At 45.5% G+C, this 12718-nt stretch carries 10 protein-coding genes and 1 pseudogene; 9 read left to right on the top strand and 2 right to left on the bottom strand.

What is annotated here, in order from left to right; genetic code table 11:
* The first annotated feature begins 295 nt into the window (after positions 1 to 295).
* The 5 genes and pseudogenes from pflB to ACVC9U_RS08815 all read left to right on the top strand — a co-directional run bounded on the left by pflB (position 296) and on the right by ACVC9U_RS08815 (position 6959).
* Complete coding sequence (pflB, locus tag ACVC9U_RS08795) at positions 296 to 2521, top strand: formate C-acetyltransferase (protein WP_146910862.1); 2226 nt, start codon at positions 296 to 298, stop codon at positions 2519 to 2521.
* 57 nt (positions 2522 to 2578) lie between these two features.
* Positions 2579 to 3337 (top strand): pyruvate formate-lyase-activating protein, encoded by a 759-nt coding sequence (gene pflA, locus ACVC9U_RS08800; RefSeq protein WP_003182430.1) that lies wholly within the window; start codon positions 2579 to 2581, stop codon positions 3335 to 3337.
* Positions 3338 to 3491: 154 nt separating this feature from the next.
* Positions 3492 to 4694: a DHH family phosphoesterase gene (locus tag ACVC9U_RS08805; protein ID WP_441390623.1), complete on the top strand. Its 1203-nt coding sequence runs from the start codon at positions 3492 to 3494 to the stop codon at positions 4692 to 4694.
* A gap of 128 nt (positions 4695 to 4822) precedes the next feature.
* Positions 4823 to 5956: pseudogene (locus tag ACVC9U_RS08810) on the top strand (glycoside hydrolase family 10-like protein); the annotation flags it as partial.
* 145 nt (positions 5957 to 6101) lie between these two features.
* On the top strand, positions 6102 to 6959 hold the full coding sequence (locus ACVC9U_RS08815) for a RhaT/GlcU family sugar-proton symporter (protein ID WP_003182422.1): 858 nt from the start codon (positions 6102 to 6104) through the stop codon (positions 6957 to 6959).
* A gap of 22 nt (positions 6960 to 6981) precedes the next feature.
* Here the strand turns inward: ACVC9U_RS08815 and ACVC9U_RS08820 are convergent, their stop codons facing one another.
* A complete protein-coding gene (locus ACVC9U_RS08820; protein WP_003182420.1) occupies positions 6982 to 7737 on the bottom strand; it encodes an endonuclease/exonuclease/phosphatase family protein in 756 nt (251 codons plus the stop codon).
* A 91-nt stretch (positions 7738 to 7828) separates the two neighbouring features.
* On the opposite strand from ACVC9U_RS08820, the gene ACVC9U_RS08825 reads away from it, so the two are divergent.
* The 4 genes from ACVC9U_RS08825 (at position 7829) to arsC (ending at position 11119) form a co-directional block, all read left to right on the top strand.
* A complete protein-coding gene (locus tag ACVC9U_RS08825; RefSeq protein ID WP_441390626.1) occupies positions 7829 to 8422 on the top strand; it encodes a YdeI/OmpD-associated family protein in 594 nt (197 codons plus the stop codon).
* 488 nt (positions 8423 to 8910) lie between these two features.
* Complete coding sequence (locus ACVC9U_RS08830) at positions 8911 to 9258, top strand: ArsR/SmtB family transcription factor (RefSeq protein ID WP_003182415.1); 348 nt, start codon at positions 8911 to 8913, stop codon at positions 9256 to 9258.
* A gap of 123 nt (positions 9259 to 9381) precedes the next feature.
* Entirely contained in the window at positions 9382 to 10677 is a 1296-nt protein-coding gene (locus tag ACVC9U_RS08835; RefSeq protein ID WP_003182413.1) for an arsenical efflux pump membrane protein ArsB, read from the top strand.
* A 22-nt stretch (positions 10678 to 10699) separates the two neighbouring features.
* On the top strand, positions 10700 to 11119 hold the full coding sequence (gene arsC, locus ACVC9U_RS08840) for an arsenate reductase (thioredoxin) (protein WP_003182412.1): 420 nt from the start codon (positions 10700 to 10702) through the stop codon (positions 11117 to 11119).
* A 214-nt stretch (positions 11120 to 11333) separates the two neighbouring features.
* Here the strand turns inward: arsC and ACVC9U_RS08845 are convergent, their stop codons facing one another.
* Positions 11334 to 12344 carry a LacI family DNA-binding transcriptional regulator gene (locus tag ACVC9U_RS08845; protein WP_003182409.1) on the bottom strand — a complete coding sequence of 337 codons (1011 nt, stop codon included), beginning with the start codon at positions 12342 to 12344 and terminating at the stop codon, positions 11334 to 11336.
* Positions 12345 to 12718: the final 374 nt, after the last annotated feature.

The following is a 12718-nucleotide window of genomic DNA, read 5'->3' on the forward strand; positions in this document are numbered from 1 at the left end:
GTTTTCTTTATTTCATGTTTTGCTGCCGGCCGATTTTGATTTTATAACCCGGTTCTTTTTTATATAACAGATCCCCTCTATTTTGATTTTATTATAATACAGAATCATCAAAAGAAAATAGCTTCAAACAACGGCTGAAATGAGAAAAAACGCGATGTTCAAAGAACTTTCTCAAATTTGTTAACTATTTCACAAAATATGTGATATTTATCACATTCAAACCTGTTATATTCAACATAAGATATAAATGCAACAACTGTTATATCATTTCAACTTGAAAAAGAGGGGGATTTAAATGGAACAATGGAAAGGTTTCACCACAAACGTTTGGCAAAAAGAAGTCAATGTCCGCGATTTTATTCTCTCGAACTTTGAGCCATATCAAGGTGACGAATCGTTTCTCGAACCTCCGACGGAAGCTACATCGGCATTATGGGATCATGTAATGGATTTGACAAAAAAAGAGCGTGAAAACGGAGGCGTCCTTGATATGGATACAGAGATCGTCTCAACGATCACCTCGCACGGTCCCGGATATTTGAACAAAGACCTGGAAAAAGTCGTCGGCGTTCAAACCGATGAGCCGTTTAAACGGTCGCTTCAGCCTTTCGGCGGCATCCGAATGGCAAAGCAGGCATGCGAATCCTATGGTTTTGAACTGAATGAAGAAGTGGAAAGGATCTTTACCGATTACCGCAAAACTCATAACCAAGGCGTGTTTGACGCATATACGGACGAAATGAAGCTCGCCCGAAAAGTCGGAATCATTACCGGACTGCCTGATGCTTACGGGCGCGGGCGCATCATCGGTGATTACCGGAGAGTGGCGCTTTACGGCGTGGATTTCTTGATCGATGAAAAGAAAAAAGATGCGGCCGGCACCTCTCGGGTGATGTCTGAAGAAAACATCCGCCTTCGTGAAGAACTGTCAGAACAAATCCGAGCATTGAACGAACTTAAAGCGCTTGCAAAAAGCTATGGGTTTGACATTTCCAAGCCTGCGGCGAATGCAAGAGAAGCATTTCAATGGCTGTATTTTGCCTATTTGGCTGCCATTAAAGAGCAAAACGGAGCAGCAATGAGCCTTGGCCGCGTGTCCACGTTCCTTGATATTTACATCGAAAGAGATTTGAAAACGGGCGTATTAACAGAGCGTGAAGCCCAAGAGCTTGTCGACCATTTCGTCATGAAGCTGCGTTTGGTCAAATTCGCGCGCACACCTGACTACAATGAACTGTTCAGCGGCGATCCGACGTGGGTGACAGAATCAATCGGCGGAATGGCGCACGACGGACGCGCCCTGGTGACGAAAAACTCGTTCCGTTTCCTGCATACGCTTGACAATTTAGGCCCGGCGCCTGAACCGAATTTAACCGTTCTTTGGTCTGTCAGACTGCCGCAAAAGTTTAAAAACTACTGTGCCAAAATGTCGATTAAAACAAGCTCGATCCAATACGAAAATGACGATATCATGCGTCCAGAATACGGTGATGACTACGGAATCGCCTGCTGTGTATCGGCAATGGCAATCGGCAAACAAATGCAGTTCTTCGGAGCACGCGCCAACTTGGCGAAAGCTCTTTTATATGCGATTAACGGCGGAAAAGACGAAAAGCATAAAATGCAAGTCGGTCCGGAAATGCCGCCGGTTGCTTCCGACGTGCTGGACTATGACGAAGTGATGCATAAATTCGATCAGACGATGGAATGGCTTGCAGGCTTGTACATCAACACGCTCAATGTCATTCACTACATGCATGATAAATATTGCTATGAAAGAATTGAAATGGCCCTGCACGACACGGAAATTTTGCGGACGATGGCCACTGGGATCGCCGGCTTGAGTGTTGTCGCCGATTCATTAAGCGCTATCAAATATGCCAAAGTCAGCGTGGTCCGCGATGAAAACGGCATTGCGGTCGATTTTGAAACAGAAGGCGACTTTCCTAAGTACGGAAATAACGATGAGCGCGTCGACGCGATCGCCGTTGACATTGTCAAGCGCTTTATGAAAAAACTGCGCAAGCATCAGACATATCGCCAGTCCGTTCAGACCATGTCAATTTTAACGATCACGTCAAACGTCGTTTACGGCAAGAAAACCGGAAATACGCCGGATGGACGCCGCGCGGGAGAACCGTTTGCTCCAGGTGCGAATCCGATGCACGGCCGCGATACTAAAGGGACGCTTGCATCGCTGTCTTCAGTGGCAAAGCTGCCTTACAGCTATGCGCTCGACGGCATTTCCAACACCTTTTCAATCGTCCCGAAAGCGCTTGGCAAAGACGAAGAGAGCCGCGCCGCCAATTTGTCAAGCATCCTTGACGGATATGCCGCAAAAACAGGACATCACTTAAATGTAAACGTATTTAACAGAGAGACACTGCTCGACGCCATGGAACATCCAGAGGAATATCCGCAGTTAACGATTCGCGTCTCAGGCTATGCGGTCAACTTTATTAAGCTGACGAAAGAACAGCAGTTAGACGTCATCAGCAGAACCTTCCATGAATCGATGTAGCGAGCAATAAGCGGAGCGCGACCAAGGCGCTCCGCCTCATAAAAAGAGGTGATCTCCATGGATGGAAATATTCATTCGATCGAAACATTCGGCACCGTTGACGGTCCAGGCATCAGGTATGTCGTCTTCACACAAGGCTGCCTGATGCGCTGTCAATTTTGCCATAATGCTGATACTTGGGAAATCGGAACCGGAAAACAAATGACGGTTTCCGAAATCGTTCAGGATGTCCAGCATTATCTCCCGTTTATTCAATCATCGGGCGGAGGCATCACCGTGAGCGGAGGCGAGCCGCTTTTACAACTGCCGTTTTTAATCGAGCTGTTCAAAGCATGCAAAAGCCTCGGCATTCACACGGCACTCGATTCGTCCGGCGGATGCTATTCGGCTGCGCCGGCATTTCAAGAGCAGATCAAAGAACTGATCCAGTATACAGACCTTGTTTTGCTTGACCTCAAGCATCACAACAGAAAAAAACATATCAACCTGACAGGAATGCCGAATGACCACATTTTAGAATTTGCCCGGTTTCTCGCTGAACATCAAGTTCCCGTCTGGATCCGCCACGTACTGGTTCCGGGGATCTCCGATATCGATGCCGATTTAACGGCCCTCGGCACGTTTATCGGCACGCTTGCGAACGTTCAGAAGGTGGAGGTTCTTCCTTATCACAAGCTCGGCGTCTACAAATGGGAAGCGCTTGGCCTGGATTATCCGTTAAAAGGGGTTGAACCGCCAAGTGCCGACAGGGCCGAAAATGCGTACAGACTGCTCACCGCACACTTGCAAGGCGGATCCTTGCTGCAAGAGACATAAACGCTTTTGCCGGACAGACTTTTTCTAACAAGAAGCTGTCCTTTTTGTCTTACCTCACAACTGTATAAAAAATCCGTTTCTTTACAATAGTAAGATGAGAAAGATGCGCCTGCTGCGGCAGGCCGACAATAAAACAGCAAGGTGGGCGGGAAGCATGTATCATTTGTATTCTCACAACGACTTGGACGGAGTCGGCTGCGGAATTCTCGCAAAAGTGGCTTTTGGCGAACGGGTCGAGGTCCGCTACAATTCGGTCACCGGACTCGACATGCAAGTCGGGCGTTTTTTGGAGCGGACAAAAGGCAAAGAAAAACAGCATGAAGGCCTGTTTATCACGGACTTGTCCGTTCATCAAGAAAATGAGGAAAGGCTGGACCAATATGCGGAAGCGGGGGGAAAGGTCAAACTGATCGACCACCATAAAACTGCGCTTCATTTGAATGAACGCCCTTGGGGCATGATAAAAGTTCAATATGAGGATGGCAGGCTCGCTTCAGCGACTTCTCTTTTCTATGAATACTTAATAGACAACGGCCACATTCGAGAGACAAAAGCGATGGATCAGTTCGTCGAACTCGTACGCCTCTATGATACATGGGAATGGGAACAGACGGGCGCGCTCGAAGCGAAATGCCTGAATGACCTGTTTTTTATGGTATCCATCGACGAATTTGAGGAAAAAATGATCCGGCGCCTTAAAGAAAGCGACGCGTTTTCATTTGATGAATTCGAAGAAAAAATCTTGGATATGGAAGAAGAAAAAATTGAACGGTATATCCGCAGGAAACGGCGGGAAATCGTTCAAACCTTCATTAATGCGCACTGCGACGGCATCGTGCATGCCGAATCCTATCATTCAGAGGTGGGGAACGAACTCGGGAAAACGTATCCGCACCTAGACTATATCGCCATCTTAAATATGGGCGGCAAAAAAGTGAGCCTTCGCACCATCCATGATGAAACAGATGTATCAGAAATCGCCGGCACGTTCGGCGGAGGCGGCCATGCCAAGGCAGCGGGGTGCCCGCTGACAGATGAAGCGTTCAAGCTGTATGTAACTGAACCGTTTCCGCTGGAGCCCTTGAGAGCAGATGCCTTTAAAAACGTCTATAATGTAAAAAAGTCCGACTACGGCAGCCTTTATGTCAACAGGGACGAGGACCAGTTTTTTCTCTTTCCTAGCGCAAATGGCTGGAACATTCAATTAAACGGCGTGGCTCAGCATGAGACATTCACTTCATTCGAAGAGGCAGAGCGGTTCATTAAAAGAAATTACGCTGCATGGCTCGCAAGGGATGAAGCATTTGTCCAATATTTGATGCAGCAGGTGAAACTGGCGCTTCAAACGACAGGCTAAAGACAGCGACATGTCTTGGCCTGTTTTTTCATATACAAAAAAGAACATCCGGCATATAATAACAGAAAGTTCTGATTTTTCCAAAAGGGGAGATGTTCATGAAAGAAAAGAGCGCAGGCTGCGAAACTAAAGAATTCCGGGCAGTGTGGATCGCCACCGTCACAAATATTGACTGGCCTTCAAAAAAAGGACTGACAATCGAAGAGCAAAAAACGGAGTATGTGAAGCTTTTGGATGATGTGACAGCAATGGGGATGAACGCGGTCGTCGTTCAAATTAAGCCGGCGGCGGATGCTTTTTATCCTTCCGCATACGGGCCGTGGTCGGAATACTTAACAGGGATTCAAGGAAAAGACCCTGGATACGATCCGCTGGCATTTTTGCTCGAAGAAACCCACCGGAGAAAGCTTGAATTTCATGCATGGTTCAACCCTTATCGGATCACGATGAATCATACCGATTTGAACAGGCTGTCACAGGATCACCCGGCCAGAACGCACCCCGACTGGGTCGTTGCCTACGGCAGACAGCTGTATTACAATCCCGGCATCCCTGAGGCCCAGGAATTCATTGTCCAAGGCATAGCGGAAGTCGTCAAGAATTACCCGGTCGACGCCGTTCATATGGATGACTATTTTTATCCGTATAAAATTGCGGGAGTCGAATTTCCCGACTTGAGCACATATGAACAATATGGAAAAGACCGTTTTTCAAATATTGAAGATTGGCGAAGGGACAACGTCAACCAGCTTGTCAAACAAATCAATGATGCCGTCAAAAAAGAGAGGGCCTCAGTCAAATTTGGAATCAGCCCCTTTGGTGTATGGCGAAATATAGCAGATGATCCGACGGGATCGAATACAGCCGCCGGAATGACAAACTATGACGACCTTTACGCTGACACGAGGGAATGGATCAGACAGGGATACATCGATTACATCGCCCCGCAAATCTACTGGAGCATCGGCTTTGCCCCAGCTTCCTACGACATCTTAGTGGACTGGTGGAAAAATGAAGTCAGCCATCGCCCCGTTCATTTATACATCGGACAAGCAGCCTATAAAATCAATCAAAACTCAGATCCCGCCTGGTCAGACCCTGAAGAATATCCGCGGCAGATCGCATTAAACCGCGCCTCAAATGTGATGGGAAGCATCCATTTCAGCCTGAAAGATTTAAACCGGAATCCGCTCGGCATTAAAGACAGACTGATCCAGGACTTGTACAAAAAACCGGCAGCTGTTCCCGATATGCCTTGGCTTGGCAGCGTAAACAGTGAAAACTGATATTTTGCGGTAACAGTACCAATCCATTTTGAACGTTGTTCAAAATGGATTTTTTGTGTTAAAAATCGCATCGATAGTGCACCTTAATAGATAAAAACAAGGAAAGAAAGGTTTAAATCAAATGGACATTTTCTTAGCGATTTTACCAGCGATTTTCTGGGGAAGCATCGTGCTCTTTAATGTAAAGCTTGGGGGCGGACCGTACAGCCAGGTGCTCGGCACAACATTCGGCGCTTTAATTTTTTCAATCGGAATCTACTTCGTCGTCCAGCCTGAATTATCCCCCCGGATATTTGCCGTCGGCGTCGTTTCCGGACTATTTTGGGCGCTCGGCCAGACCAATCAGCTGAAAAGCATCGATCTGATCGGCGTGTCTAAAACGATGCCGATCTCAACAGGGCTTCAGCTCGTATCCACTTCTCTGTTTGGGGTGCTTGTTTTCCATGAGTGGGCGACGACAATCTCGATCGTTCTCGGCGTTCTGGCGCTGATTTTTATCATCGTGGGAATCGTGCTGACATCGCTGGAAGACCGCAGCCAAAAAACAGAGGAAAAAACCGGCGACATGAAAAAAGGAATCGTGATTTTGCTGATTTCAACATTCGGCTATCTCGTGTATGTCGTCGTCGTCCGGCTTTTTGATGTCAGCGGCTGGGCGGCTCTTTTTCCTCAGGCTGTCGGCATGGTTGCCGGCGGTTTGATCTTGACATTCAGGCATAAGCCGTTTAATTTTTACGTCATCAAAAATATCATTCCTGGTTTAATCTGGGCAGCGGGAAACATGTTTTTATTTATCTCCCAGCCGCGGGTCGGCGTAGCGACCAGTTTTTCGCTATCACAGATGGGGATCGTCATCTCAACGCTCGGCGGCATTATTCTGCTCGGCGAAAAGAAAACAAAGCGGCAGCTGATCGGTATCGCCATCGGCATCATACTGATCGTCGCAGCCGGCGTTTTGCTGGGCATCGCAAAAGCTTAAGGACGGCTTCTAAAGCCGTCCTTTAATATGTGATGCTGCCCTTAAGCGGCAGATGGTCGGAAGCGTTCGGATCAACGGCGACAATTTCAGCCGCTGACACATGAAAAGACGGACTGAGAAAGATGTAGTCCAAGCGCCGTCTCGGGCGGTGGGAAGGGTGGGTGAACCCCTGTCCGTATTGACTTTCATCCCACAGGTCGGCCAGTTTTTCCGCGACCTTTTTCCATCCCCGTGAATAAGGTTTCATATTAAAGTCTCCCGTGACGATCACAGGCAGATCGCTCTCTTGAACCTTCTCGATTAAAAAATCCGTCTGCTTGCCGTGAAGCCACGGATTCAGGCTCAAATGCGTAACAAAAACGCGAAAGAGCCGGTCACCGATCCGGACATCAGCCTCAAGAAGAGACCTTCCTTCGATCAGCCCTTTGACAAAATTGAATGAATGATGCCGTTCTTTCTTAATCGGAAAACGCGTTAATAGAGCGTTCCCGTATTGCCTTTTCTCAGAAGAATCGCCGGAACTCAATGAAAGGGAGGGGCAGTACGCATAGTGCATGTTCAATTGTTCTGCAAGCCGGCCGATTTGGTCTTCGTAATCGCTTCTATTTGAGAAATGCCGATCCACTTCATTCAGGCCGATGATGTCGCAGCCGCTTTGAGCGATCACACCGGCTGTTCTACCTAAATCAACGCGGCGGTCCCTTCCTTTTCCATGATGGATATTAAACGTCATGATGCTAAATTTCATAATCATCCCGCCTCTTCTTTTGCTAAGCATATTGTATCTCCGTAACGCTTAAAATATTTCAGCTGTCGGCAGAGCAAGTTTAGGTTAAAATGACATTATGAAATAAAGAGGGGTGGTCCTTATGACAAATAGCAGAACGAATCCAAAGGTTGATGAATTTTTAAGCAAAGCCGAAAAGTGGAAGGAAGAATTTAAGAAGCTCCGTCAAATCGTACTTCAATGTGAGCTGAACGAAGATTTCAAGTGGAAGCATCCTTGTTATACGTTCGAGAATAAAAACATCGTTTTAATCCATGGATTTAAGGAATATTGTGCGCTTTTGTTTCATAAAGGCGCATTGTTAAAGGACCCCAACGGGATTCTTATCCAGCAAACGGAGAATGTACAAGCCGCGCGGCAGGTTCGATTCACCAATGTACAAGAAATAGCTGAAATGGAGACCATTTTGAAAGCTTATATAAATGAGGCCATTGATGTAGAAAAAGCCGGCCTGCAAGTGGATTTTAAACAGGCTGCAGAATATACAATTCCAGAAGAACTTCAAAAAAAATTCGCTGAAATCCCAGCTTTAAAAGCGGCTTTTGAAGCATTGACGCCGGGCCGGCAAAGAGCATATATTCTTTATTTTTCCAAACCAAAACAATCCAAAACCAGAGAGTCGCGGATTGAAAAATATACTCAGCAAATTCTCGATGGAAAGGGATTGAATGACTAGTATATTACGCAACTACCTTTCATGGGAGATGCGAATCATAATCATGCCGAAGAAGCGGCGAAATGATGAGTGAGAATAAAAAAGCTTCCGAGTCCTCGGAGGCTTTACTGTTCTAGTATGATGATAATTTGAAGGAACCTATTGCAAAACGTACATACGTATATTTCATTGTCTTTGGTCATTATCATTTGGGAATCCTTCATGTCTGGCTTTTTCATTGGGAACTGCTTGCTACAGAAACCGGATTTTTCATTTGGGGCTGTTCGATCCTCATGGGCCTCATCCTTTATTTGTCCGGCCGCAAAAACGCAGTGACACGCCGATTTTTGCCTCAACTCTAGTGTCAATCATTTTAGCGTGTTTCACAGTGACAATCGATGTTGTCACGAGTTCCGCGCCTTGATGATCACCGCTTGATTATATAAAAGGACATTTATATAATGGATGCAACATAACGTCTGCAAAACGCCTGATATTGGAGGAATGTCATGTCCGTACAAACAAAGCTTGATTCGAAAAGCACGGTGAGCTGCATGAAGATATTGAGCGATTCTACCCGACTCTTAATTCTGAAACTGCTTCAGGAGAAACCATATTGCGTCTGCCAGCTTGTCGATATGTTTGAAACAAGCCAGCCCGCAATCAGCCAGCATTTGCGAAAGCTGAAAAGCGCAAATATGATCAAGGAACAGAGAAGGGAACAATGGCGTTTTTATTCGCTTCATGACGACTTTCCGGAACGCGAATTGGTCCTTGCCGTTCTCAATCAGATCGATGCACACGACGAGGTTCTTCAAACCGTTAAAAGAAAAGAAAGACCCGTTTCGTGCAGTTAAAACAGAAGAGGGTGGACTGTTCCCTCTTTTTCATTTGCATTCCGAATATAAGCATTGACTTATATAAAAATTTTATTATAAGATGTGTCCGGAGAGAAAACCTATGAAGGAGGCGTACACGCGATGACGACAGTCTTAGCCACTTTGATTTTTCTGCTGACGCTCACGCTCGTGATTTGGCAGCCGAAAAATCTATCCATCGGCTGGTCGGCCTGCGGAGGAGCGGTGCTGGCTTTAATTGCCGGAGTCGTCAATTTTCAGGATGTATTAGACGTAACGGGAATCGTATGGAATGCGACTTTGGCATTTGTTGCGATCATCATTATCTCCCTGATCCTTGATGAAATCGGATTTTTCGAGTGGGCCGCCCTGCACATGGCCAAGGCAGCTAAAGGAAACGGCATTCGGATGTTTGTCTATGTCACCCTGCTGGGAGCCGTAGTAGCCGCGCTGTTTGCCAATGACGGAGCTGCTTTAATTTTGACGCCGATTGTGCTTGCCATGGTACGCGCGTTAAATTTTCAAGAAAAGCTCGTTTTTCCTTTTATTATCGCAAGCGGATTTATCGCGGATACAACATCGCTGCCGCTTGTTGTCAGCAACCTTGTCAATATTGTCTCAGCAGACTTTTTCAACATCGGATTTATCGAATATGCAACAAGAATGATTGTTCCAAACCTGTTTTCGCTTATTGCAAGCATCATCGTGCTTTTTTTGTTTTTCAGAAAAAGCATTCCGCGGCATTATGACATGACAAATGTAAAACAGCCAGCGGAAGCGATTAGAGACAGGAAAATATTCCGCTTGTCATGGCTCATATTAGCCGTTCTGTTGGCCGGTTACTTTATCAGCGAGCTGTTCTCGATCCCTGTCTCGATCATCGCGGGCGTGATCGCCGTCATTTTCTTAATTACAGCGAAAAACAGCCCCGCGGTGCAAACGAAGAAAGTGCTGAAGGGAGCGCCTTGGGCGATCGTTTTCTTCTCAATCGGGATGTATGTCGTGGTATACGGTTTGAGAAACGCCGGCTTAACAGATGTTCTCTCACAGGTCATCCAGACCGTCAGCGATCAAGGGCTGTTTGCCGGAACAATGGGAATGGGCTTTATCGCAGCCATCCTGTCTTCATTAATGAACAATATGCCGACGGTGATGATTGATGCGCTTGCGATTCAGAATACCGATACACACGGGATTCTCAGAGAAGCGCTGATTTACGCCAATGTCATCGGCTCTGATCTCGGTCCGAAAATCACGCCGATCGGCTCCCTGGCGACGCTCTTGTGGCTTCACGTCCTTTCACTGAAAGGCGTAAAGATTTCTTGGGGAACCTATTTTAAAACAGGTGTCATTTTGACCATTCCAACCCTGTTCATCACGCTTGCCGGACTTTATGTGTGGCTGCTGATTATCCATTAAACATGATAGGAGACGATGACCAATGTCAAAAAAGACCATCTATTTTTTATGCACAGGCAACTCCTGCCGCAGCCAAATGGCTGAAGGCTGGGCGAAGAAACATCTCGGAGACGAGTGGAACGTCTACAGTGCAGGGATTGAAGCGCACGGTTTAAACCCGAACGCAGTCAAAGCCATGCGAGAAGCAGGCATCGATATTTCTGAGCAGACGTCCGATATCATTGATCCCGATATCTTACACAACGCAGACCTCGTCATTACGCTGTGCGGGGACGCGGCTGATAAATGCCCGATGACACCGCCGCACGTCAAGCGCGAGCATTGGGGTTTTGACGATCCCGCCAAAGCAGAAGGGACAGAAGAAGAAAAATGGGCATTCTTTCAGCGTGTACGCGATGAAATTGGAGAGCGGATCAAGCGATTTGCGGAGACAGGAGAATAAATGCAAAGCTCAGGTAACAATACCTGAGCTTTGCATTTATTAGAAACATATAAAAACACGTCTGCAACATATATTTTCTATAAAGAAAGAACGTCCCCTAAGGCATGCGGCCGTTCATGTAAAAATTCAGAAATCAATGTACCGAGGAATTCTGTAAAATCCATTGCCATCAGCTTTTAAAAGAAAAGATGACCTGAAAAACTCGTCTTAAATCTTACTTGTTTTCTTCACCTAAAACTGCTGGAGAAGCGCATGACATTCTTACGTTTAATTCAGGGTCCATTTTTTGAGTTAATGGTATTGAGCCCGGCTCACGAATAAGAGACAGCAGAGAATCGACCATTTTGTGAGCCAATTGATCGATTGGAACCCCTACGCTCGTCAGCGGGGTTTCAAGGCTTGCCATTTGAGGGATATTATCATAAGAAATTAAAGATAGGTCTTCGGGTATACTGAGCTGTTGTTCCTTTACGGCTCGTAAAATCCCTACACTGATATCGTAGCTTCCGCTAATGATTGCTGTAGGTTTTGGGGTTTGTTGTAATAGTTTTTTCGCAGCGGTATAACCGTTATACCAGCTTAACCCATTAGTATTTAAAATACTGTTTCGACTTAATTTCAAACCGGCTTCCATCATAACCTCTTCAAACCCTTTGCTTTTTTCAACCTGACGCTTGTCGGCAGGGGAGAGGTCGCCGACGTAGCTAATGTTTTTGTGGCCAAGTTGATACAGATACGCAACGGCTTTATAAATTGCTTTTTTATGATTGACATCGATAATAGGATGTGTATGTTCACCTGACACTCCGTAAGATAAGATAGGAATAGTTAATCCAGTATCATCACTAAGCTGAGTTTCGCCGCCTTCTTCAAAAATCATAATTCCATCCACGCGAAAACTCTTAAACAAATCCACTGCCTCTTTAGCTCTGTTAACAGATAAAATCATTGAATAGTTGTTCTTTTCGACCACTTCATTTATTTTAGTAACAAGTGCTGATAAAGCGATTCTTTCAATGGTAGGCCAGACAAGACCGATCGTTTGACTTTTTTTAGATGCCAAGCTTCTCGCTGCAAAATTCGGACTATACCCTAATTGTTCGGCAACTTGCAAGACCTTTTTCTTTGTATCCGGTTTTACAAGAGGGCTGTTTCTTAAAGCCTTTGAGACTGTTGAATAGCTTACTCCGGAAGCATTGGCGATGTCTTTAATGGTTACAGTCATTTTGGACCCTCCAAAACATCTTTAAAAATATAATATTGCAAATTTTCAAAAATAATTTTATGATAATAAATAACAACGTTGTTATTATAAATGATACATCATAAAATAACAATCATATACATCTTCCGAAGAAAATAACAACGTTGTTAAAGAATTTTTCGGATGATGAAGCAACGTTTATTTTTAACAACGTTGTTAAACTTATCGTAAAGGAGGAGATGTGTGAGAAAAACGATCATCTAATGCACTAAAATATTACACAAATTGTTACAGAACATAATTGGAAACGGGATTCAGGGGATAAACCGAAACATACAATGCAAAAATTTCACATATTCGTTCACTATTCGAGCGGAATTGTAAACGCTACCAAA

This window comes from Bacillus sp. GM2 (assembly GCF_056155945.1).

Bases quoted from the DNA above. Each gene is read 5' to 3' on its own strand.
- pflB (WP_146910862.1), top strand. From the start codon at position 296: ATGGAACAATGGAAAGGTTTCACCACAAACGTTTGGCAAAAAGAAGTC.
- ACVC9U_RS08805 (WP_441390623.1), top strand. From the start codon at position 3,492: ATGTATCATTTGTATTCTCACAACGACTTGGACGGAGTCGGCTGCGGA.
- ACVC9U_RS08815 (WP_003182422.1), top strand. From the start codon at position 6,102: ATGGACATTTTCTTAGCGATTTTACCAGCGATTTTCTGGGGAAGCATC.
- arsC (WP_003182412.1), top strand. From the start codon at position 10,700: ATGTCAAAAAAGACCATCTATTTTTTATGCACAGGCAACTCCTGCCGC.
- ACVC9U_RS08830 (WP_003182415.1), top strand. From the start codon at position 8,911: ATGTCCGTACAAACAAAGCTTGATTCGAAAAGCACGGTGAGCTGCATG.
- ACVC9U_RS08845 (WP_003182409.1), bottom strand. From the start codon at position 12,344: ATGACTGTAACCATTAAAGACATCGCCAATGCTTCCGGAGTAAGCTAT.
- pflA (WP_003182430.1), top strand. From the start codon at position 2,579: ATGGATGGAAATATTCATTCGATCGAAACATTCGGCACCGTTGACGGT.
- ACVC9U_RS08835 (WP_003182413.1), top strand. From the start codon at position 9,382: ATGACGACAGTCTTAGCCACTTTGATTTTTCTGCTGACGCTCACGCTC.
- ACVC9U_RS08825 (WP_441390626.1), top strand. From the start codon at position 7,829: ATGACAAATAGCAGAACGAATCCAAAGGTTGATGAATTTTTAAGCAAA.
- ACVC9U_RS08820 (WP_003182420.1), bottom strand. From the start codon at position 7,737: ATGCTTAGCAAAAGAAGAGGCGGGATGATTATGAAATTTAGCATCATG.